The sequence below is a fragment of the Gemmobacter aquarius genome (genome assembly GCF_003060865.1).
In the GTDB taxonomy this organism is placed as follows: Bacteria; Pseudomonadota; Alphaproteobacteria; order Rhodobacterales; family Rhodobacteraceae; genus Paragemmobacter; species Paragemmobacter aquarius.
This window is the reverse complement of sequence record NZ_CP028918.1, coordinates 1,544,380-1,566,262: the sequence shown is the minus strand read 5'-3', so window position 1 is coordinate 1,566,262 and position 21,883 is coordinate 1,544,380. Positions and strand designations below refer to the sequence as shown.

The 21,883-nt window shown below is 63.3% G+C and carries 25 protein-coding genes and 1 tRNA gene; 14 read left to right on the top strand and 12 right to left on the bottom strand.

Annotation, left to right across the window (positions count from 1 at the left end; all coding sequences use genetic code 11):
• The first annotated feature begins 18 nt into the window (after positions 1-18).
• Both HYN69_RS07505 and HYN69_RS07500 read left to right on the top strand, forming a co-directional pair.
• Positions 19-1,440 carry a sensor histidine kinase gene (locus HYN69_RS07505; protein WP_216824669.1) on the top strand — a complete coding sequence of 474 codons (1,422 nt, stop codon included), beginning with the start codon at positions 19-21 and terminating at the stop codon, positions 1,438-1,440.
• 11 nt (positions 1,441-1,451) lie between these two features.
• On the top strand, positions 1,452-1,775 hold the full coding sequence (locus HYN69_RS07500) for an Hpt domain-containing protein (RefSeq protein ID WP_108435201.1): 324 nt from the start codon (positions 1,452-1,454) through the stop codon (positions 1,773-1,775).
• Positions 1,776-1,778: 3 nt separating this feature from the next.
• Here HYN69_RS07500 and HYN69_RS07495 read toward each other — a convergent pair whose 3' ends face one another.
• Positions 1,779-2,156: a response regulator gene (locus tag HYN69_RS07495; protein ID WP_108435200.1), complete on the bottom strand. Its 378-nt coding sequence runs from the start codon at positions 2,154-2,156 to the stop codon at positions 1,779-1,781.
• Between the two features lie 182 nt (positions 2,157-2,338).
• Between HYN69_RS07495 and HYN69_RS07490 the strand changes: the two genes are divergently transcribed.
• From HYN69_RS07490 to HYN69_RS07470, 5 genes are all read left to right on the top strand, one after another.
• Entirely contained in the window at positions 2,339-3,199 is an 861-nt protein-coding gene (locus tag HYN69_RS07490; RefSeq protein WP_108435199.1) for a DMT family transporter, read from the top strand.
• Positions 3,200-3,307: 108 nt separating this feature from the next.
• The gene (locus HYN69_RS07485) at positions 3,308-4,558 is read left to right on the top strand and encodes a sarcosine oxidase subunit beta family protein (protein ID WP_108435198.1); all 1,251 of its coding nucleotides are present in this window, start codon (positions 3,308-3,310) and stop codon (positions 4,556-4,558) included.
• Positions 4,559-4,570: 12 nt separating this feature from the next.
• The gene (locus HYN69_RS07480; protein WP_108435197.1) at positions 4,571-4,870 is read left to right on the top strand and encodes a sarcosine oxidase subunit delta; all 300 of its coding nucleotides are present in this window, start codon (positions 4,571-4,573) and stop codon (positions 4,868-4,870) included.
• Entirely contained in the window at positions 4,867-7,812 is a 2,946-nt protein-coding gene (locus HYN69_RS07475) for a sarcosine oxidase subunit alpha family protein (RefSeq protein ID WP_108435196.1), read from the top strand. The genes HYN69_RS07480 and HYN69_RS07475 overlap by 4 nt, the downstream gene beginning before the upstream one ends.
• Positions 7,805-8,365, top strand: a complete 561-nt coding sequence (locus HYN69_RS07470; protein ID WP_108435195.1) for a sarcosine oxidase subunit gamma — start codon at positions 7,805-7,807, stop codon at positions 8,363-8,365. The genes HYN69_RS07475 and HYN69_RS07470 overlap by 8 nt, the downstream gene beginning before the upstream one ends.
• A gap of 192 nt (positions 8,366-8,557) precedes the next feature.
• Here HYN69_RS07470 and HYN69_RS07465 read toward each other — a convergent pair whose 3' ends face one another.
• The gene (locus tag HYN69_RS07465; protein ID WP_329608634.1) at positions 8,558-9,571 is read right to left on the bottom strand and encodes a GlxA family transcriptional regulator; all 1,014 of its coding nucleotides are present in this window, start codon (positions 9,569-9,571) and stop codon (positions 8,558-8,560) included.
• Between the two features lie 70 nt (positions 9,572-9,641).
• Here HYN69_RS07465 and HYN69_RS07460 point away from each other — a divergent pair, with 70 nt between their 5' ends.
• Positions 9,642-10,298, top strand: coding sequence for a helix-turn-helix domain-containing protein (locus HYN69_RS07460; protein ID WP_108435194.1), 657 nt, complete (start codon positions 9,642-9,644; stop codon positions 10,296-10,298).
• Here HYN69_RS07460 and HYN69_RS07455 read toward each other — a convergent pair.
• The 6 genes from HYN69_RS07455 to HYN69_RS07435 all read right to left on the bottom strand — a co-directional run bounded on the left by HYN69_RS07455 (position 10,295) and on the right by HYN69_RS07435 (position 13,561).
• The gene (locus tag HYN69_RS07455; RefSeq protein ID WP_108435193.1) at positions 10,295-10,558 is read right to left on the bottom strand and encodes a hypothetical protein; all 264 of its coding nucleotides are present in this window, start codon (positions 10,556-10,558) and stop codon (positions 10,295-10,297) included. The genes HYN69_RS07460 and HYN69_RS07455 overlap by 4 nt on opposite strands.
• Positions 10,555-11,217: a hypothetical protein gene (locus tag HYN69_RS07450; RefSeq protein WP_216824668.1), complete on the bottom strand. Its 663-nt coding sequence runs from the start codon at positions 11,215-11,217 to the stop codon at positions 10,555-10,557. The genes HYN69_RS07455 and HYN69_RS07450 overlap by 4 nt, the downstream gene beginning before the upstream one ends.
• Positions 11,218-11,284: 67 nt before the next feature.
• Positions 11,285-12,724, bottom strand: coding sequence for an APC family permease (locus HYN69_RS07445; RefSeq protein ID WP_230426522.1), 1,440 nt, complete (start codon positions 12,722-12,724; stop codon positions 11,285-11,287).
• A complete protein-coding gene (locus tag HYN69_RS20965) occupies positions 12,721-12,894 on the bottom strand; it encodes a hypothetical protein (RefSeq protein ID WP_174213607.1) in 174 nt (57 codons plus the stop codon). Before HYN69_RS20965 ends, HYN69_RS07445 begins: the two co-directional genes overlap by 4 nt.
• A gap of 2 nt (positions 12,895-12,896) precedes the next feature.
• On the bottom strand, positions 12,897-13,298 hold the full coding sequence (locus HYN69_RS07440; protein WP_108435191.1) for a hypothetical protein: 402 nt from the start codon (positions 13,296-13,298) through the stop codon (positions 12,897-12,899).
• Between the two features lie 2 nt (positions 13,299-13,300).
• On the bottom strand, positions 13,301-13,561 hold the full coding sequence (locus tag HYN69_RS07435) for a hypothetical protein (RefSeq protein WP_108435190.1): 261 nt from the start codon (positions 13,559-13,561) through the stop codon (positions 13,301-13,303).
• 320 nt (positions 13,562-13,881) lie between these two features.
• Here HYN69_RS07435 and HYN69_RS07430 point away from each other — a divergent pair, with 320 nt between their 5' ends.
• The 4 genes from HYN69_RS07430 (at position 13,882) to glnT (ending at position 18,181) form a co-directional block, all read left to right on the top strand.
• Complete coding sequence (locus tag HYN69_RS07430) at positions 13,882-14,778, top strand: class II glutamine amidotransferase (protein ID WP_108435189.1); 897 nt, start codon at positions 13,882-13,884, stop codon at positions 14,776-14,778.
• A gap of 2 nt (positions 14,779-14,780) precedes the next feature.
• Positions 14,781-15,470, top strand: a complete 690-nt coding sequence (locus HYN69_RS07425; RefSeq protein ID WP_108435188.1) for a GltB/FmdC/FwdC-like GXGXG domain-containing protein — start codon at positions 14,781-14,783, stop codon at positions 15,468-15,470.
• A 14-nt stretch (positions 15,471-15,484) separates the two neighbouring features.
• Positions 15,485-16,810 (top strand): FMN-binding glutamate synthase family protein, encoded by a 1,326-nt coding sequence (locus HYN69_RS07420; protein WP_108435187.1) that lies wholly within the window; start codon positions 15,485-15,487, stop codon positions 16,808-16,810.
• Between the two features lie 63 nt (positions 16,811-16,873).
• On the top strand, positions 16,874-18,181 hold the full coding sequence (glnT, locus tag HYN69_RS07415; protein WP_108435186.1) for a type III glutamate--ammonia ligase: 1,308 nt from the start codon (positions 16,874-16,876) through the stop codon (positions 18,179-18,181).
• A gap of 204 nt (positions 18,182-18,385) precedes the next feature.
• Here glnT and HYN69_RS07410 read toward each other — a convergent pair.
• The 4 genes from HYN69_RS07410 to pdxH all read right to left on the bottom strand — a co-directional run bounded on the left by HYN69_RS07410 (position 18,386) and on the right by pdxH (position 20,236).
• Positions 18,386-18,462 (bottom strand) — tRNA-Pro (locus tag HYN69_RS07410).
• Positions 18,463-18,522: 60 nt separating this feature from the next.
• Positions 18,523-19,011, bottom strand: coding sequence for a DUF192 domain-containing protein (locus HYN69_RS07405; protein WP_108435185.1), 489 nt, complete (start codon positions 19,009-19,011; stop codon positions 18,523-18,525).
• Positions 18,981-19,514, bottom strand: coding sequence for a cold-shock protein (locus HYN69_RS07400; RefSeq protein WP_108435184.1), 534 nt, complete (start codon positions 19,512-19,514; stop codon positions 18,981-18,983). Before HYN69_RS07400 ends, HYN69_RS07405 begins: the two co-directional genes overlap by 31 nt.
• A 119-nt stretch (positions 19,515-19,633) precedes the next feature.
• Positions 19,634-20,236, bottom strand: a complete 603-nt coding sequence (gene pdxH / locus HYN69_RS07395) for a pyridoxamine 5'-phosphate oxidase (protein WP_108435183.1) — start codon at positions 20,234-20,236, stop codon at positions 19,634-19,636.
• A 119-nt stretch (positions 20,237-20,355) separates the two neighbouring features.
• Here pdxH and fabI point away from each other — a divergent pair, with 119 nt between their 5' ends.
• Together fabI and HYN69_RS07385 are read left to right on the top strand one after the other, a co-directional pair.
• A complete protein-coding gene (fabI, locus tag HYN69_RS07390; protein WP_108435182.1) occupies positions 20,356-21,183 on the top strand; it encodes an enoyl-ACP reductase FabI in 828 nt (275 codons plus the stop codon).
• A 5-nt stretch (positions 21,184-21,188) separates the two neighbouring features.
• A complete protein-coding gene (locus HYN69_RS07385) occupies positions 21,189-21,803 on the top strand; it encodes a LysE family translocator (protein WP_108435181.1) in 615 nt (204 codons plus the stop codon).
• Positions 21,804-21,883 lie beyond the last annotated feature (80 nt).

The window sequence follows — 21,883 nt, the reverse complement described above, 5'->3', positions numbered from 1 at the left end:
GACGCGGGGCACCCATCGGTGACGGTCGCGCAAGGCGACGGCAGCACCCATCGGGGCCTGCGGATGACGCTTGCGCTCTGGATGCGCCGCGTCGGACGCCACACCCTGCGCTTCGAGGCCGGATCGACCCGCCTCGAAAAGCAGGTGCGCGACTATTCCGGCGGGGGGCTCGCGCTCTTCTGGAAACGGCAGGGCATCTATGCCGGTGCGGCCTTCCTGTGCAGCTACTACTACAGCTTCCAGATTTCGGTGCTCTGCTACCTCTTCATCCAGATCACCGAATTCTACGACACCGGCCTGTCGCTCCGCATCCGCACCTGGAAGGGCGGCAGCCTCCGGCAGGCCCGCCGCTACCGCAACCTCCTCTTGCTCAGCTCGGTCTTCTCATCGACCGCGATCTGCGTCTTCATCTCGCTCGTGGCAAGGATGGAAGGGGTGGGCAACCACTTCATGCCGCTCTTCTTCCTCTTCGCCGCCGGACTGTTCGCCGCGGTCAACAACCACCAGATCCCCCAGATCCTGTATCTGCGTCTGGCGATGTATATCGCCGTCTTCCTTTATATTCCGATCAAGGACCTGTGGGTCGTCAACCCGCCACTGACCTCGGTCTTGTGGTTGCAACTGGCCACCTGCATCTATGTCCTGTTCTTCGTCGTCGAATGTTCCACCATCTTCCTCGGCTTTTACCGCCGCGGTCTTGACCAGCTCGACGCGCTGCGCCTCGAACGTGACCGCGTGCAGGCCGCCTACGACGTGAAATCGCAATTCGTCTCGGTGGTCAGCCACGAACTCCGCACCCCCCTCACCTCGATCAACGGCGCCCTTGGCCTCTTGCGGACCGGCGCCTATGCGGGCGACCCCGAAAAGGCCCGCAGCATCCTCGAGGTGGCGCATAAGAATTCGATGCGGCTCTCGGCGCTGATCAACGATCTTCTCGACCTGCAAAAGCTGGAAGCGGGGCACATGTCCTACAGCTTCGACCGCATCGACCTGCCCGATCTGGTCGAGGAATCCATCGAAAGCATCTCGGGCTTTGCCGAAACCTACGGGGTGAAACTCGAATTCACCGCCCCCCCGACCGCGGTTTTCATCAGCGCAGACCGCGCCCGCATCCAGCAGGTGCTCGACAATCTTCTGTCCAACGCGGTAAAATTCTCGCATCGCGGCGGCACGGTCGAGATACGCCTCGAAACCACTGCCAACGGAACGCGGCTCCATGTGCGCGACCACGGCACGGGCATCCCCGAAGGCGCACGCGAAAAGGTGTTCGGCAAATTCAGTCAGGTCGACAGCTCCGACCGCCGCGCCCATGGCGGAACCGGCCTTGGCCTCGCCATCGCGCAAGAGATCATGCAAGCCCATGGCGGAAGCATCGATTACACCAGCCAGATCGGCAAAGGCACGACCTTCACCATAGACTTTCCACAAGACGTACAGTGACGAGATTCCACATGCAGTTCAATACATTGCCACCCGAAGCTCTCGCCCCGATCCGTGACCGTTTCCTTGTCGCCCTGCGCGACCGCGAATCCCGTGTCCAGCATGCCGTGGCGACGGCAAGCACGGGCGAACCCGCGGTTCTTCTCGACGATATCCACAAGATCCGCGGCGTGGCCCCGATGCTCGGGATGGCGCGGTTGGGCGCTCTGGCGGCCGATGCCGAAGACCGGCTCGAAGCCTGGCTGAACGCGTCCTTCGCCCCCCCGCGCATGCCCGACGACCTGCAGTCCTGCCTTCGGGCGCTGCATCACGCCATGCGCGAAGCCCTCGATTGACGCCTAAAGCCCAAGATACCTGCTGATCTCGGCGGGCAGGCTGACCGGATCGAACGGCTTGCCGATCACGCCCACGACCCCGTTCGCCGCCATATCCTCATCGCTCACGGCAAGCGTCTTTGCAGTCATGAACACAGCAGGCACCCCGCCCAGCCCCGGAATACCGCGCAGCGCCTTCAGTGTCGCCATGCCGTTCATCCCGGGCATCATGAAATCCAAAAGCAGCAAATCCGGCCCGAACGCCGCAGCCTTGTCGACCGCTTCCGCCCCCGAAGCGCATTGCAGCACCTCGAACCCACCCAGATCGACCAGCACCAAGCGGGCGATCATCTGGATATCCTCGTCATCCTCGACGTGCAGAAGTCTTTTCGAAACTGGCATCCGTGAGTGTCCTTGCAGGCGTCATCGGACGCACAGTGCCGCTTGGTGGCAAACTGTTTCATGTTCACTGTAGTTAATCAAGTTTAACCAGATATGCCCGCCCGCGCAGGCCGCCCCCCGACCTTGCGATTGCCCCCCGCGGCAAAGCCTGTATCAAAAGGCAGCCTTGGTAAGGAGACGACATGGACGCGCTGCTGCTTGGCCTCGGGGCCGCCCTTCTGTGGGGCTTTCACGATTTCACCGTCCGCATCATCGGCGCGCGGATCAATCCGCTCGTCCTGCTGGCAGGGGTATTCCTGACCGGCGTGGTCGTGCTTGCCCCCTTCACCTCGGGCAGCGATTGGGCCAGCCTGCGCGGAACCAGCCTCGCCCTCGCCCTGCTTGCAGGGGTCGCCTACACCGGCGCGGGCTACGGGCTTTACCGCGCCTTCGCCATCGGTCCGGTCTATCTGGTCGCCCCGATCTGCGGCGCATTCCCGCTGATCTCGGTCGGCCTCGAACTCGCACGTGGCGGCAGCGCGGGCCTTGCCACATGGGCGGGCGCCGTGGTCATCCTCGGCGGCATCGCGCTTGTCGCCCGCAGCGCAGACCATGGAGACATGGCAGGCAGCCGGAACGAAGCAATCGGCTGGGCTGTGCTCGGCTGCTTCGGCTTTGCCTTCACCTTCGCGCTGTCGCAATGGGCGTCCGAAAGCGGCGCACACCTGCCCGTCACGCTGACCGCCCGCATCACGGCAAGCCTCACAGCCCTCGCGGCAATCGCCTTTTTCCGCCCCGCCATCACCCCCACCCTGCGTGCATGGCGGCCCATGCTGCTGATGGGCGTGCTCGATGTCGGCGCGCTCACCCTCGTCACCCTCGCAGGCGGCATGGCCAATTCCGAATACGCCTCGGTCGCGGCCTCGATCTTCGGGGTTGTCACCATCCTGCTCGCATGGCGCTTCCTTGGCGAAAGGCTCGGCCCCGTCCAGTGGCTCGGCTGCCTTCTGGTCTTTTCCGGCATCGTCGTCCTTGGCCTGTCGGGTCATGGCGGGCATGGCTGAAACGAAAGCCCCCATGTCGGAAACGGATGGCATGGCCGGAACCGCCCTGCCCCATATTGCTCCGTAAGAAGCGCGCCCCCATGGGGTGCCAAACGGGCAGGACACCCCATGCGATATTCAGGCTTCCGCGTGATCCGCGAGGCGCTTACCGGACACAAGGGCTGGGGCCATGCATGGCGCGACGCCACCCCGCAGGCATCGTATGACTACATCATCGTCGGCGGCGGCGGCCACGGCCTTGCGACCGCCTATTACCTCGCCAAGGAATTCCGCCAGTCGCGCATCGCCGTGGTCGAAAAGGGCTGGATCGGCGGCGGCAACGTTGGCCGCAACACCACGATCATCCGCTCCAACTATCTGCTCGACGGCAACGAACCCTTCTACGAATTCTCGCTCAAACTATGGGAGGGGCTGGAGCAGGACTTCAACTACAACGCCATGGTCAGCCAGCGCGGCATCATCAACCTGTTCCACACCGATGCACAGCGCGACGCTTATACCCGTCGCGGCAATGCCATGATCATGCACGGCGCCGATGCCGAGCTTCTCAACCGCGATCAGGTCCGCGCGCTTTACCCCTTCCTCAACTTCGACAACGCCCGCTTCCCGATCAAGGGCGCATTGGCACAACGTCGCGGCGGCACCGTCCGGCACGATGCGGTCGCTTGGGGCTATGCGCGCGGCGCGTCCGACCGTGGCGTCGACATCATCCAGAACTGCGAAGTCACCGGCATCCGCCGCGAAAACGGCCGCGTCACCGGCATCGACACCACGCGCGGCTTCATCGGCGCCAAAAAGGTCGGCGTCGCCGTCGCGGGCAATTCCTCGACCGTCATGGCAAAGGCCGACATGCGCCTGCCCATCGAAAGCCATGTGCTGCAAGCCTTCGTGTCCGAGGGCCTCAAACCCGTGATCGACGGCGTGATGACCTATGGCGCAGGCCATTTCTACGTCAGCCAGTCCGACAAGGGCGGTCTGGTGTTCGGCGGCGATATCGACGGCTACAATTCCTACGCCCAACGCGGCAACATGCCCGTGGTCGAAGACGTGGCCGAAGGCGGCATGTCCCTGATGCCGATGATCGGCCGCGCCCGCCTCTTGCGTTCGTGGGGCGGGATCATGGATATGTCGATGGACGGATCGCCGATCATCGACAAGACCGACATCGACGGGCTCTATTTCAACGGCGGCTGGTGTTACGGCGGCTTCAAGGCCACCCCCGCCTCGGGATGGTGCTTCGCGCACCTGCTCGCCACCGACCGACCCCACCCCACCGCCACCGCCTACCGCTTCGACCGCTTCCGCAAGGGGTTGATGATCGACGAAAAGGGCCAGGGCGCCCAGCCGAACCTGCACTAAAAGGGCCATCAGATGATCATCAACCACCCCCTCCTCGGCCCCCGCGACGCGCAGGAATTCACCTACCTCGGTGACGCTGCCCTGATAGACCGCCCCGATGGCATGGCCTATCCGACCCCTGACGCCGCGCAGGATGCATTCCACGACTACCTCTACCAACGCGCCAACCCCGCAGGCGAACACCGCGAGTTGTGGTATCACGAACAGGGCGACCGCTCGTGGCTTGTCGTCACGCGCAACACCGTCACCCATGAAATCACCGCCGTAGACCTCGCCCGCGATGTGGCCCGCGCACAGGGGCGCAGCAAATGACCCAAAAGAACCGCATCCCCGGCGGCCAGATCGACCGCTCGCGCACGCTTAGCTTCACCTTTGACGGCAAAAGTTACGCCGGCCACCCCGGCGACACGCTGGCCTCGGCGCTCCTTGCCAACGGCGTCCGCCTGATGGGCCGCAGCTTCAAATACCACCGCCCGCGCGGCCCCCTCTCGGCAGGGTCCGAGGAACCCAACGCCATCGTGCAGCTTCGCAGCGGCGCACGGCAAGAACCCAACACCCGCGCCACCGTGGCCGAGCTTTTCGATGGCCTCACCGCCACCAGCCAGAACCGCTTTCCGTCGCTCGCCTTCGACCTGATGGGCGTCAACGACCTTTTGTCGCCCTTCTTCGCGGCGGGCTTTTACTACAAAACCTTCATGTGGCCCGCGAAATTCTGGGAAAAGGTTTATGAGCCGATCATCCGCCACGCCGCAGGCCTTGGGTCGCTCTCGAAACAAGACGACCCCGACGACTACGACAAGGGCTTCTTGCACTGCGACCTCCTGATCATCGGCGCAGGCCCCGCAGGCCTGTCAGCCGCCCTGACCGCTGGCCGCGCCGGTGCCCGCGTCATCCTCACCGATGAAGACTTCCGCATGGGCGGCCGCCTCAACGCCGAAACCTTCGCCTTGGGCGACCAGTCCGGCGCAGACTGGGCCGCTGCGACCGTTACCGAACTGGCGCAAATGCCCAACGTCCGGCTCATGCCCCGCACCACCACGCTGGGCGCGATGGACCACGGCATCTATTCGGCGGTCGAGCGTGTCTCCGACCACCTCGCCATCCCCGCCGCCGGAAAACCGCGCCAGACCCTCTGGCGCATCTACTCCGCCCGCGCCCTGCTCACCGCAGGTGCCATAGAACGCCCCATCGCGTTTGAAAACAACGACCGCCCCGGCATCATGCTGGCAGGGGCGCTGCGCGCCTATTCCAACCGTTGGGCTGCCGCCGCAGGCGACCGCGTCGCCGTCTTCACCAACAACGACGACGGCCTTCGCACCGCCACCGACCTGCAAGCCAAAGGCATCGACATCGCCGCCGTGATCGACACCCGCACCGGCGGCCCGCTCCTGCCCGGCATCCGCCACCTGCAAGGGGCCGAAGTCACCGGCAGCGCCGGACGCCTTGGCCTGTCCGCCATCACCATCCGCCATGCGAACGGTCGTTCGGAAACCCTGAACGTCTCCGCCCTCGGCGTCTCGGGCGGCTGGAACCCCAACCTCAACATCTCCAGCCACCACCGCGGCCGCCCCGTCTGGAACGACACGCTCGCCGCCTTCACCCCCGGCCCGACCGGCCCCGTTGGCCTGACCGCTGCCGGAGCCGCCACAGGCCAAATGTCCACCCACGCCGCCCTGCACAGCGGGGCCGATGCCGCCATCGCCGCCCTCTCCGACCTCGGCCGCACGGCAACCAAGCCCGACCTTCCCACCGCCGAAGACGCCCCCCTGAACCTGTCACCCAAATGGTATGTGCAGGGCAAAGGCCGCGCATGGGTCGACCAGCAAAACGACGTCACCGTAAAAGACGTCAAACTGGCGCACCAAGAAAACTTCGTCTCGGTCGAGCACCTCAAACGCTACACCACCCTTGGCATGGCGACCGATCAGGGCAAGACCGGCAACATCCTCGGCCTTGCGGTCATGGCCGAACTCACCGGAAAATCCATCCCCGAAACCGGCACCACAATCTACCGCCCGCCCTACACCCCCGTCGCCTTGGGCGCTTTGGGCGGACGCTCGCGCGGCCACGACTTCAAACCCACCCGCCTGACCCCCAGCCACAAATGGGCCAGCGAACAGGGCGCGATCTTCGTCGAGGTCGGCATGTGGCTCCGCGCCCAATGGTTCCCCAAACCGGGCGAAACCACATGGCGCCAATCCGTCGACCGCGAAGTGCTGGCCACGCGGCAATCGGTCGGCATCTGCGACGTCACCACCCTCGGCAAGATCGACATTCAGGGCACCGATGCAGGCGCCTTCCTCGACAAAGTTTACGCCAACACGTTCTCGACCCTCGCCGTGGGCAAGGTCCGCTACGGCCTAATGCTGCGCGAAGACGGCATCGTGATGGATGACGGCACCACCGCCCGTCTGGGCCAAAACGAATACGTCACCACCACCACCACCGCCAACGCGGTCCCGGTGTTCCGGCACATGGAATACGTCCGCCAATGCCTCTACCCCGACATGGACGTGCAACTGATCTCGACGACCGAGGCTTGGGCGCAATACTCCGTAGCAGGCCCCAACGCCCGCAAACTCCTGCAAAAGCTGGTCGATCAAGACATCTCCGACGCCGCCTTCCCCTACATGGCCTGCGGCAATATCACCGTCAAAGGCACCCGCGCGCGGCTCTTCCGCATCTCCTTCTCGGGCGAACTCGCCTATGAAATCGCCGTCCCCACCCGCTACGGCGATGCGATGATCCGCGCACTGATGGAGGCGGGTCGCGAATTCGACGCGGTCGCCTACGGCACCGAATCCCTCGGCGTCATGCGCGTCGAAAAGGGCCACGTGGCAGGCAACGAACTCAACGGCCAGACCACCGCGCTCAACATGGGGCTGGGCAAGATGGTGTCGAAGAAGAAAGACGCCATCGGCATGATCCTGTCGCAGCGCGAAGGGCTAACGGCCGAGGACGGCCTGCGCATCGTCGGCGTCAAACCGGTCGACCCCACCCAACCCCTCACCGCAGGCTCGCACTTCCTCGGCCAAGGCAAGGCCGCCATCGCGGCCAACGACGACGGCTGGCTCACCTCGGTGGTCTATTCCCCCCACGTCGGCTCGTCCATCGCGCTCGGCTACCTCAAGAACGGCTCGGCCCGCATCGGCGAACGCCTGCGCGCCGTGAACCTGCTTGCGAAGACCGAGGTCGAGGTCGAAATCGTCTCGCCCCATTTCGTCGATCCCGAAGGAGACCGCCTCCGTGGCTGACCTCATCCTCAAACCCCTCACCCCGCTCGGGTCCGACACCCCCGCCAGCATCACCATAGGCCCCGTCACCATCACCGAAGTGACCAATACGGCGCTGGCCTCCCTCGCCGCCCGCAGGGGCCAGACCATAGCCGATGCAGCCAAAGCCGCAGGCATCCCCCTCCCCGCCCCCGGCCGCGCCGAACAGGCGGCAACCTACGCAGCATTCTGGCTCGGCCCCGACCAGTGGATGGTCGAGGCCCCCTACGACACCCACGAAGACATCACCGCGATCCTGAAACCCGTCTTCGCCGAGACCGCCAGCCTTACCGAACAGACCGACGCATGGGCCCGCTTCGACGTAAACGGCGACCGCCTCGCCGCAATGTTCGAACGCATGTGCAACTTCGACATCGCCACACAAAGCGCAGGGGCCGCCACCCGCACCATGATGGAACACCTCGGCGTCTACATCGTTGTCCGCGCCCCGAACCACATCAGCGTCCTCGGCCCCCGCTCTTCGGCGGCCAGCCTCCACCACGCCCTCGCCACAGCCGCCAAAAGCGCCTTCTGACCCCTTCACGCTGGCTCAAATATCCTCGGGGGGTGAGGCGCGGCACGCGCCGAGGGGGCTGAAAGCCCCCTTCTTCACGCGCAAAAGAATTTTCGGCGAAAATTCTTGGGCCAAGCCCGCAGGTCCGTCCCGTCTTGCAGACGCAGCGCCAGCCGTGCGCACGCCCGCGAAGAATTTTCGCAGAAAATTCTTCTACTCGCTCGGCGACATCGCCCCCGCAAGCCCCCGCATCCCCACCAGCCGCCGCCGCTCGTCGGCGGGATAGACGCCAAAGGCCTCGGCATAATGCCGCGTCATGGGCGTGGAACTGGCGTAGCCCACCGAAATCGCGATCTGGGTGATGGTCTGGGTGGAATAAAGCACCTTCTGCCGCGCCTTCTTCAGCCGCATCAGGCGGTAATACTGCAGGGGGCTTTGGCCCGTCGCCAGTTTGAACACCCGCTCCAGATGCCGTTCCGACATCCCCACCGCATCAGCCACATCGGCGATCCGGACGGGGTCTTCGATATGGTCGGCAAAGACCTGCACCGCCACGCGCACCGGTTCGGGCAGCATGTCATCCGTCCCGCCCACCTTTTGCGCCGGAACCTTCTGGCTCGTGTCATCCGACCGCACAAAGGGATGCTGGAACCAGCAGGCCACCTCGGTCATCGTCTCGCGGCCCAGCCTTTCCTCGATCATATGCAGCATCATGTCGAAAACCGCCCCGGCACCACTCGCCGTATGCCGCCGCCGTTCCCGCACGATCACCGATTGTGACGCCTCGACATCGGAAAACTCCGACCGGAACGCAGCCTCGTAGCACCAATGCACCGAAACTGTCCGTCCGCCCATCACCCCCGCCCGCACCAGCGGGAACACCCCGCCGGAAAACCCGCCCAAGATCACCCCGCAGCGATCCATCCACCTGATCTGCGCCATCGACGCCTTGGGCTTGGCAAAGGTCGATTGCGGCATGGAAAGCAGGAAAAGACAGTCCAGCCCCGCCGCATCGGCCAGCGCCAGATCGGGGTCGAACCGCACCTCGGCACTCGACTGCACCGGCGCTTTGTCCTCACCGATCAGCTTCCAGCCGAACACCTTGCGCCCCGTGATTTCATTGGCCGCCCGCAACGGTTCGATGGCCGAGGTCAGACAGGCCATCGGAAAGCCGGGGAACAGCAAGAACCCCAACGTCACCTCGGCTTTGCCCGTTTCCAGCATCATGCCAACCCTTCTTTCCTCGTGGTAAAATAATTGCTATTCCTATTGGTGAAAAGCAACGAAGAAACGCGCCATGGAAGATTTTGACGACTCCGTCCTGCCCCGTTCCAAGCCCGCCTTCGACCAAGACCCGCACCGTGTGCGCGAGCTTTCGGAACGCAATCTCGAACTTGCCATAGGCCGCTCGGTCCGCGCCTTCCGCCGCCAGCAGGGCATGACCGTGGCCGACCTTGCCGCCGTCACCGGCCTGTCGATCGGGATGCTGTCCAAGATCGAAAACGGCATCACCTCGCCCTCGCTCACCACCCTGCAAATCCTGAGCCACGCCTTTTCCACGCCCATCACCTCCTTCTTCCGCGGGTTCGAGGAACGGCGCGAGGTGCAGCACGTCAAATCCGGCCAACACCTTGAAATCGAACGTCGCGGCACGCGCGCGGGGCACCAGTATCACCTGCTCGGCCATATCGGGTCGAACAATTCCGGCGTGGTCGTCGAACCCTACCTGATCACCCTGACCGCCTCATCCGACATCTTCCCCACCTTCCAGCATGACGGCATCGAACTGCTCTATATGCTGGAGGGAGAGGTGCAGTATCGCCACGGCGACAAGCTGTTCCATCTTGAACCGGGCGATAGCCTCCTCTTCGACGCCGACGCCCAGCACGGCCCCGAACAGCTTCTCAAACTGCCCGCGCGCTATCTCTCGATCATTTCCTACCCGCAGGCCTAGGCGCGCTTCCATACCTCGAATCGCAACCGGGCAAGGCGATAGGCATCGAACAGCGAGATGGCGTAAACGAACAACCCGCCCGCATAGCGCCCGATCACCGAAACCTCGGGCGCCGCCGTCTTGGCCGTCAGCGCCCCGAGCAAGAGCATGAAGAACAAGAACACCAGCCCCCGCAGCGGTTGGCGGTTGGCAACCTGCCCCATGCCGGGCAAAACCACCGCCAGCGCAGCCACGGCATAAGGGTGCATCGGCGCTTTCATGCGATCTTCCTTGTCGTTTGGTCCATCAACGCCCCGCGCAGCGCCAGCAAGCGGTCCATCGCCTCGCGCAGCAGCCTCGCATCGACCGGATGCTGCCCCAGATCGGTCTGGCGCATGATCAGGTAATTCTTCCGGTCCGCCTCATCCGCCAGCAGCGTCACGCGCAGCCCCTTGGGCGAGACGATCACCTCTTTCACCCGCTCGTGCCCCAGCGCCAGCACGACCAGCAGCAGCGCAGGGTCCGGCATCGCGCCCGCGTCATCGGTCCGCAAAGCCGCATCGGCGGGATACCCCGCAGGCAAGGCCACCTGATCGGGCAGATCGCGAAACCGCGAAAACCCCTCGCCCCCCGTGGGCCGCAGCATCAGATGCACCGTCCCCGCCACCGGCATCGGCGCGGGCAGGCTGACCATCAGCCACAGCGCGGGCAGCTTTCGCACCCCCAGCGCATCGGGCACCAGCTGCACATCCCAGCGCAGCCCGTCAGCCGTTCCCGCCATGCGCGGAAAACCCAGCGGCGAAACCTTCACCAGCCGGTCCGAAAACAGCCCCGAACACCCGTCAAGCAACGCCCCCCGCCGCGCCATCACCCTCCTGCGCCGCCGCGACGACAGCAGGACGACCCCCCCGCCAAGGGCAGCCAGAACAAGCAGAACCATGGCTTCGGCCAGCATCGGCACCCCCCGAAAAACTCCGGCCCGCCGTTCAGGCGGGCCGGACGCATCGTCAATAGCCCTTGGGTTTCGGCCAGGGCATGGTGAACTGGTCCGCCCGCTTCACGAAGCGGTAGCGCCAGAAGTGGAACCACAAGGACACCACGATATAGAAACTGACCATCGCGATAAGCTGCGTCCCATAGCCGAGGAACACCGCGAAATAGGTCATCGAACAAAGCGCCAGCAGCACCAGCGCCGGGATCGGGTGGAACGGATGCACATAGCCGCGCTTGATCGTATCGAGCGGCCATTTGCGCCGGAACAGGATGATGTTGATCGGCATGAACGTGTAACCAAGCAGCCCCGACAGGATCGAGAAGGTGATCACCTGATCGAGCGGTGCCCCCAGCGCGAAAATCAGCGCAATCGGCACCAGAAAGATGATCGACCGATAGGGCGTCCGATACGTCGGATGCACCGCCCCGAACCATTGCGGCAGGTAATGGTCGCGCCCCATCGAAAACCACGCCCTAGAGGCATCGTTGATGCAGCCATTGGCCGAGGCCAGCGTGGCAAACAGCGTCCCGAAGCCCAGCACGATGATCAGCGCGTTCGATCCGGTCATCTGCGCCGCGCTGAACAACGGCGCCACCGCCCCGTTCACACCGTCACCCAGGTATTCCCACGGCAGGAAACCCACGCAGATATACCACGTCAGCGTCGCCGCAATCAGCAGCGTCATGATCCCGGCAAGCGTGCCGAACGGCAGCGACCGCGCCGGGGATCTCACTTCTTCCGCCGCCTGCGTCGTGCCCTCGATCCCCAGATAGAACCACAAGCCGAAATGCATCGCCGCCAGCACCCCCAGCCAGCCATAGGGCAAAGCCGCCTGCCCCGACATCAGCTCGGCATGGGCCAGCGGGCTATCCGCCGACCAAGGGGCCGAAGCCACGAACAGCACCAGAATGGCGCAGAACGCAAAGGCGGTGATCACAAGGTTGAAGTTCAGCGTGGCCAGCACGCCCCGATAGTTCAGCCATGCCAGAAACACGATCGCCAGAATGATGAACGGCCGCTGGTCCAACGCTTCCGTCGCCCCCGTCATATCGGCGGCGACCGACATCAGATAGCCCAGCGTAATCGCATTGCCCGCCTCGAGCATCGTATAGGCAAAGACCAGATAAAGCCCCACGTTGAACGCCATCAACGGCCCGACGATATGCTTGGCCTGCGTATACTGCCCGCCCGCCGCCGCCACCGTCGATGTCACCTCCGAATCGATCATGGCCACGCAGGAATACAGGATCCCCGCGAACCAGCAGGCCACCAGCGCGGCGTAAGCCCCGCCTTTGCCCACCGCAAAGTTCCAGCCCATGTATTCGCCGACCAGAACGATCCCCACGCCAAGCGCCCAGACATGGGCAGGCCCCAGCACGCGGGCCAGACCCACCTTGGTGCCATGTGACGCGATCCCGTCCATGGTCTTTGATGTGATGTCGAAATCGCTCATCCCCGCCCCCCGATCTGGTGTTGCTCGGTCATGGCCTCGATCTCGCCCTCGCGCGAGGATGTCAGCACCTCTTCGGAATAGGTCGTATCGGTCTTCCACCAGTCATAGATCATGTGCAGCGCAAACACCGCCGACAGCGCCCATGCCACGTATTCGATCATCGTCCACATGGTCACATCCTCCTGCCCTTGATGTTCTCACCGCCGAACTTCTCGTCGATGACCTCGCGGTATTCCTGTTCCGACAGGCGCAGCATCATGAAGAAATACCCCACGATCACCACGACCATCAGCGCCATGGCGCCCCAGGTAAAGGAATAGTCGAACCGCGCCGTGATCATGTCATGCGCCGCCGCCGGATCGGCAAAGCCAAGCTGTTGCCAGCGTTCGACCATCGTCGGGTTCTGCCCAAGGCTCTCCCATGTCGGCTGATCCGCAGTCACCGGAACCTTGCTCGATCCGGCCAGACCCAGCCAGAGCGGGATGTAAAGCGCGCCGATCGACAGGATAAGCAGCACGATCACGTCGATCACCTGCCCCAGCTTGCCCTGCGGCGGGGGAATGTAACGGGCCATCGCTATCTCCCCTTCGCGGCGCGGGCTTCATCAAGAAACTTGATGTCCAGCCCATAGATGAAATCGCGGTCCTCGCGGTAATGCGCCAGCATCGCCATGATGGCGGCGGTGTTGAAGACCAGCACCGTGCCCCCCGCGATCAGCAAAAGCACACGCGCCCCGCCGTTCGGGGCGATTCCCCAGGTGGCATAGGCGACGAAGAACATCGCAAGCCATAGCCCGACGATGAAAGCCCAGGCGACAGTGACGTCGCGCCGGTGCATGGACGTTATCCTTGCATTCAGATCGTTCACAGTTTCCTCCCTATGGCCCTTTCTTTTGCCCTCCGCGTCGGGCCGAAGCGCGGGGGTGTTCCTCGGGGTGTGCCTTTGGGCGGCCCTTCCCTCTGCGTGAACTTTATTTTCCTCAGGGAAACACACCCCTTTCCTTCTGTCAAAACTTTTGCCTAAAAATCTTGCGAAATGAAAACTTCGCCCTAAGGCCCGCTTCGGCTTACCCGTGGTTAAAAAAGTTTCTTCCCAGTTGAAACGCGAAATCAGGTTTGCTAGCGTGACGCCCAGAGACGAACAAAGGAGCCTGCGCCATGTGCGGAATCGTCGGTCTGTTCCTGAAAGACCCAAAGCTCGAACCGAACCTCGGCGCGATGCTCACTGACATGCTGATCACCATGACCGACCGCGGCCCCGACAGTGCGGGCATCGCGATCTATGGCCGCCCCGAAAAGGGCCGCGCCAAGCTCACCGTGCAATCGGCCACCCCCGATGCCGATTTCGAAACGCTGGCCGCCGACCTCGGCAAAGCCATCGCCGCCAAAGTCACCGGCACGGCCAAAGACACCCACATGGTCCTCGAACTCCCCGATGACCGGCTCGACGCCGCCCGCCACGCCCTGCGGTCGCTGCGCCCGAACGCCAAGGTGATGAGCGCCGGAGAAGGCATTGAAATCTATAAGGAAGTCGGCCTTCCCAAAGACGTCGCCGCCCGCTTCGATATCGCGCACATGTCCGGCACCCACGGCATTGGCCACACCCGCATGGCCACCGAATCCGCCGTCACCACGATGGGCGCGCACCCGTTCTCGACCGGCTCCGACCAGTGCCTCGTGCACAACGGCTCGCTTTCCAACCACAACTCGGTCCGCCGCGTGCTGAAACAGGCCGGCATGACGTTCGAGACCGAAAACGACACCGAAGTCGCCGCCGCCTTCATCAGCCACAAACTGCAAGAAGGCGCCAAGCTTGGCGAGGCGATGGAAGCCACCCTCACCGACCTTGACGGTTTCTTTACCTTCGTCGTCGGTACAAAAAACGGCTTCGGCGTGGTCCGCGACCCCATCGCCTGCAAACCCGCCGTCATGGCCGAAACCGACCAATATGTCGCCTTCGGCTCGGAATACCGCGCCATGGTCAACCTGCCGGGCATCTTATCCGCCCGCGTGTGGGAGCCGGAACCGGCAACCGTCTATTTCTGGGAACGCTGATTATGCAGACATTCGACCTTGAAGCGCATGGCCTGCGCCAACTGAACTCGGCCCTTCACGCCCTGCGCGGCCAGACCAACGAAACCGCGTGGGAAATCGTCAACCCCAAAGGCTCGCACGCCATAGCCGTCGGCCTCGATGCCCCCATCGACGTCACCGTGCGCGGCTCGACCGGCTATTACTGCGCGGGCATGAACAAACAGGCCACCGTCCGCGTCAAAGGCTCGGCCGGTCCGGGTGTGGCCGAAAACATGATGTCGGGCACCGTCATCATCGACGGTGACGCCAGCCAATACGCCGGTGCCACCGGTCGCGGCGGCCTTCTGGTGATCAAAGGCAACGCATCGTCACGCTGCGGCATCTCGATGAAGGGCATCGACATCGTCGTGCACGGCAACATCGGCCACATGTCGGCCTTCATGGCACAATCGGGCAACATGGTCGTCCTTGGCGACGCAGGCGAAGCCTTGGGCGACTCGCTCTACGAGGCCCGCCTTTTCGTGCGCGGCTCGGTCAAATCGCTCGGCGCCGACTGCATCGAAAAAGAGATGCGCCCCGAACACATCGCGATCCTCGCCGACCTTCTGAAGCGCGGCGAGGCCGACCATCTGGCCAAACCCGAAGAGTTCAAGCGCTACGGCTCGGCCCGCAAACTCTACACATTCAATATCGACAACGCGTCATCGTACTAAGGGCACATTTCCAAATGACCGATTTCCCCCATACCCCGCCCAAGATGTCGTGGACCTACAACAACGACGTCAACGCCGAAATCCGCCGCGCCGCAGCCACAGGCATCTATGACATCCGCGGTGGCGGATCGAAGCGGAAGCTGCCGCATTTCGATGACCTCCTGTTCCTCGGTGCCTCGATCAGCCGCTACCCGCTCGAAGGCTACCGCGAGAAATGCGCCACAGACGTCTGGCTCGGCACGCGCTACGCCAAAAAACCCATCCACCTCGACATCCCCGTCACCATCGCAGGCATGTCCTTCGGTGCCCTCTCCGGCCCCGCGAAAGAGGCTTTGGGCCGTGGAGCATCGGCGGCTGGCACATCGACCACCACCGGCGATGGCGGCATGACCGAAGAAGAACGCGGCCATTCCAAAACCCTCGTCTACCAATACCTGCCCAGCCGCTACGGCATGAACCCAGACGATTTGCGCCGCGCCGATGCCATCGAAGTGGTCGTGGGCCAAGGCGCAAAACCCGGCGGCGGCGGCATGCTTCTGGGCCAGAAGATCAGTGACCGCGTCGCCATGATGCGGAACCTTCCCAAAGGCATCGACCAACGCTCCGCCTGCCGCCACCCCGACTGGACCGGCCCGGACGATCTGGAAATCAAGATCCTCGAAATCCGCGAGATCACCGATTGGGAAAAGCCGATCTACGTGAAAATCGGCGGCGCACGCCCCTATTACGACACCGCCCTTGCCGTCAAAGCCGGCGCTGACGTGGTAGTGCTCGACGGCATGCAGGGCGGCACGGCGGCCACGCAGGATGTCTTCATCGAAAACGTCGGCATGCCCATCCTCGCCTGCATCCCGCTTGCGGTCAAAGCCCTGCAAGACCTCGGCATGCACCGCAAGGTGCAACTCATCGTCTCGGGCGGCATCCGCTCGGGCGCTGACGTGGCAAAGGCCATGGCACTCGGCGCAGACGCCGTCGCCATCGGCACCGCAGCCCTGATCGCCCTTGGCGACAACGACCCGGCCTTGGAGGCTGAATACAACAAACTCGGCACCACCGCAGGCGCCTATGACGACTGGCACGAAGGCAAAGATCCCGCGGGCATCACGACGCAGGACCCCGAACTTTACAGCCGCTTCGACCCCATCCTCGGCGGCCGCCGCCTGAAGAACTACCTCAAGGTAATGACCCTCGAAGCGCAAACCATCGCGCGCGCCTGCGGCAAGAACCACCTGCACAACCTCGAGCCCGAAGACCTCTGCGCCCTGACCATCGAAGGCGCGGCAATGGCGGGCGTCCCGCTCGCAGGCACCAGCTGGATACCGGGCCGCAACGGCTTCTGACCCGACACGTTACATACACCGACACGAAAGTCGGACACAAAGACAGGACAGGGAGTTTTCACTATGGCAATCGATCTTGCCGCTTGGGCCGCCGAACGGGGCGTCAAATACTTCATGATCTCCTACACCGACCTCTTCGGTGGCCAGCGGGCGAAACTGGTGCCCACGCAGGCGATCAACGACATGTCCGAGGATGGCGCCGGTTTCGCAGGTTTCGCCACATGGCTTGACCTGACCCCCGCCCACCCCGACATGATGGCGGTTCCCGATCCCACCTCGGTCATCCAGCTGCCATGGAAGAAAGAAGTCGCATGGGTCGCAGCCCGCTGCGTGATGGAGGGCAAGCGCCTCGCCCAGGCCCCACGCAACGTGCTGGAAAAACTGGTGGACGAAGCCGCCAAGGAAGGCCTGCGCGTCAAGACGGGGGTGGAACCCGAATTCTTCATCCTCAACGCCGATGGCGATGCCTGCTCGGACATCTACGACACCGCAGAAAAGCCCTGCTATGACCAGCAGGCGATCATGCGCCGCTACGATGTGATCTCGGAAATCTGCGACTACATGCTCGAACTCGGCTGGGAGGCGTACCAGAACGACCACGAAGACGCGATCGGCCAGTTCGAGATGAACTGGAAATACGACGACGCCCTGCAAACCGCAGACAAGCACAGCTTCTTCAAATTCATGGTCAAGTCGATCTCGGAAAAGCATGGCTTCCGCGCGACCTTCATGCCCAAACCCTTCAAGGGCCTCACGGGGTCGGGCTGCCACGCCCATATCTCGGTCTGGTCGATGGACGGCAAGACCAACGCCTTCTCCGATCCGTCCAAGGAACTGTCGCTGTCGGACCGTGGCCGCAGCTTCCTTGGCGGCATCATGAAACACGCCTCGGCGCTGGCGGCGATCTGCAACCCGACCGTGAACAGCTACAAGCGCATAAACGCGCCGCGCACATCATCGGGCGCGACTTGGGCCCCCAATACCGTGACATGGACCGGCAACAACCGCACCCATATGGTGCGGGTCCCCGGCCCCGGCCGGTTCGAACTGCGCCTGCCCGATGGCGCGGCCAACCCCTACCTGTTGCAAGCCGTCATCATCGCCGCGGGCCTCGATGGTGTCCGCACCAACGCCGATCCGGGCCGCCGCTACGACATCGACATGTATAGCCAAGGCCACACCGTCAAAGGCGCGCCGAAACTGCCGCTGAACCTGCTCGACGCCCTGCGCGAATACGACAAGGACAAGACGCTGAAAGCCATGATGGGCGAGGAATTCTCGTCGGCCTACATCAAGCTCAAGCACAAGGAATGGGACAGCTTCGTCGCCCACTTCTCGCGCTGGGAACACGAAAACACGTTCGATATCTGACCAGCGCAGGAATTTTCTGCGAAAATTCCAAGGGGGGCTTTCCGCCCCCCTTCGGCCTTTCAGGCCTACCCCCCGAGAGTATTTGCGGCAAGGATGAAGGGGAAAGCCCCGCTTCATTCACATTCGCTCAAATATCCTCGGGGGAGCCGCTAAACGCGCCGTGGGGGCGGAAAGCCCCCGTCTTTGCATCGTTCATGAAAAAAATGGTCGGGGCGGTGGGATTCGAACTCACGACCCTCTGCACCCAAAGCAGATGCGCTACCAGACTGCGCTACACCCCGACTGTTGCCCGACATAATCCGGCAGGCGCGGCACTTCAACCCAAATCGACGCGCGCAAGATCACTTGCACGGCCATGCCGCCGATCCCTGCCCGATCGCGGTATGCCGCAGCACCGCCCCTTCGGTCAGTCCCAGCTTGCGCGTCATGCCTGCGTTGACTTCGAGCACGAATTGCACATCCTTGCCGCCGTCAATCGGCACCAGATTGCCGGGCTTTGCGTTTTCATGGATGCGCGTCACCGTCCCCGAGGAATCGGCAAACACCATATCCAGCGGGATCAACGTGTTCTTCATCCAGAAGGCAACCGGACCGGGACTGTCATAGACAAACAGCATCCCCGCCATAGAGGCCATCTCTTTGCGAAACATCAGCCCCTGCGCCCGCTCTGCGCCGCTGTCTGCAACCTCGACGCTGAACCGGGCAACCCCGCCCGATCCGCGCACATCGACATGATCGGGCGAACAAAGGCCGGACGCCGCAGCGCCCCCCCCGTACAGGGCCAGAACCGCGCCGGCTATCAGCCCCCGTTTCGGGTAGCGGCTTCCCATGACAACACCTGCATAGCCATGCGTCCGCGCTTGCCCTCGACGATGCGAAGGCAGATCGCCTCGCCCGCCTGCAGATCGGCGAAGCCGGAAATCCGCAATACTTCGATATGGATGAAAACGTCTTCCGGTCGGCCGAAGACATTGGCAAAGCCGAACCCCTTGGCCTTGTCGAACCACTTCACCCGGGCAGGCTCCATCGGCAAAGAGGCGATTTCTTCCAGCGACGCAGGTGCGGCCTCATCCCCGAGCGGAAACGCGACCCCTTGCGGAGGCTCGATCGAAAGCACTTCCACCGCCTGAACGCCACGTTGCGTCATCTGCACATTCACCGAAATACCAGCACCGTCGGCAACCGAATTCTGTCCGTAGTTACGAAGCACGTTGGCGTGAAGCAGAATATCCGCGCCACCCTCGTCTGCTACAATGAACCCGAAACCTTTTCCAGGATCAAACCATTTTACCCGACCATGCACGATATGCATGGTCTTTTCTTCTTCTGTCATATCGAGAGCCGTTTCCCCAGAGTTAGCCCCATCGCCAAGAACCATGCAGTGAATTGCGCCGCAATATCAAGGCCAATTCGTTAATGCTTGTTACCCAAAGGGGCGCAAAATGCGCTCCATCAGGGGTTGAGCCTTTGAATTGTCCAATCGTCATCGACACTGTTTCGGGTCCACTTGAAGCGGTCATGCAACCGGAACGCCCCGTCGGCCCAGAACTCGATTTCAACCGGCCGGATACGTATCCCGCCCCAGAACGCAGGTCGCGCCGGATTGGTTCCCTTGGTTGCGGTAATTTTTGCAACTTCCGCCATCAGGGCCGCCCGCGAGGCCAATGGCTGCGATTGCTGGGACGCCCAGGCGCCCAGACGGCTCTTCAGGCTGCGGCTGGCGTAGTATTCGTCCGCCTGCCGCCCCTCCTCGCGTTCGGTCAGGCCGCGCACCCGGATTTGGCGGCGCAGCGATTTCCAGTGCAGCACAAAGGCCGCCTTGCCCGCTGCGTTAATCTCTTGCGCCTTCTGGCTGTTGTAATTGGTATAAAACACAAAGGCATCGGCCTCTATATCTTTCAGCAGCACCATCCGCGCATTCGGCATCCCGAATTGATCGACCGTCGAAAGTGCGATCGCATTCGGATCGTTCGGCTCCAAAGGTTCGGCTTGCGCCATCCAGCGCCGCGCGATGGCAAAGGGGTCGCTCCCTTCGAAGATACCAGTCCTGTCCATGTCACTTCCTTCCGGGCGTCCCTGCCGCCCGCCAGTTTCCTGCCTGCCCCGCCTTGATGCAAACGAAGGGATCGCCTACACCTCGGCAGCAACGAACAAGGGTGGGCGAGGGACAGGCAATGTCAACCGGACTTATGGCAGGAAAACGCGGGCTCATCATGGGCCTTGCCAATGACAAATCCATCGCCTGGGGCATCGCCAAGGCGCTGGCCGACCACGGCGCCGAAATGGCCTTCTCCTATCAGGGTGAGGCGCTGAAAAAGCGCGTCGAACCGCTGGCGGCCTCGATCGGCACGCCGCTTCTGTTCGAATGCGACGTGGCCAACGAAGCCTCGATGGACGCGCTGTTTGCCGGCTTGCAGGAACACTGGGGCACGCTCGACTTCGTGGTCCATGCCATCGGCTTTTCCGACAAGAACGAATTGCGCGGCCGCTACGTCGACACGGGCCGCGACAACTTCCTGATGACGATGGACATCTCGGTCTATTCCTTCACCGCCATCTGCAAACGCGCCGCCGCCATGATGCCTGCAGGCGGCTCGCTCCTGACCCTCACCTATTACGGCGCCGAAAAGGTCATGCCGCATTACAACGTGATGGGTCTGGCCAAGGCAGCACTCGAAGCCTCGGTCAAATACATCGCCGAAGACCTCGGCAAGGACGGCATCCGCGTCAACGCCATCTCGGCAGGCCCGATCAAAACGCTGGCCGCCTCGGGCATCGGCGATTTCCGCTACATCATGAAGTGGAACGAGCTGAACTCGCCGCTGCGCCGCAACGTCACGCAAGAAGAGGTCGGCAAAGCCGCGCTTTACCTGCTCTCCGATCTCGGCTCGGGCACCACGGGGGAAAACCTGCATGTCGACGCAGGCTACCACGTCGTCGGCATGAAGGCCGTCGACGCCCCCGACATCGACGCGGTCACGGGTCGTAACGGCAAAGAATAACCACCATGACCCCCGCCGCCTTTGCCGCCTTTGCAGGCCTCGTGGTCTTTGCCGCCGTCAGCCCCGGCCCCGCCGTGCTGATGTCGGCGCGCACCGGCCTGACCGAAGGTTTCCGCACAGGCTTCATGCTGGCCATGGGCATCGGCGCGGGTGCTGTCACATGGGCGCTCGCCGCCGTCTTCGGCCTGACACTTGTGTTCCAGGCCGCGCCCTCGCTCCTCTGGGCGCTCAAACTCTGCGGCGCGGCCTATCTGCTCTGGATGGCCTTCCACCTCTGGCGCGACGCGAAAACCCCGTTCCAGACCGCCGACACGCGGCCGCTGCCCCGAACGCCCTTCGCCGCCTTCCGCCTCGGCCTCTGGACCAACCTGTCCAATCCCAAGGCCGCGGTGATGTTCTCGTCGATCTTCCTCGGCACGCTTCAGGCAGGCACGCCCTACTGGGTGCTCGGCGTTCTGCTGGCCATCATCTTCCTGTCGGAAACCATCTGGAACACTCTCGTCGCCCGCGTCTTCTCGCTCGACCGCACCCGCGCCCGCTACATCAGCCTCAAGACCGTGATCGACCGCAGCTTCGGCGGGCTTCTCGCCCTGCTCGGCATCAAGATCGCGCTGACATGACCCGCATTTTCTGTCCATAAATATCCCGGGGGTGCGGGGGCTGGCCCCCGCTTCTCCATCGGCCACAGGGGACCGCCACC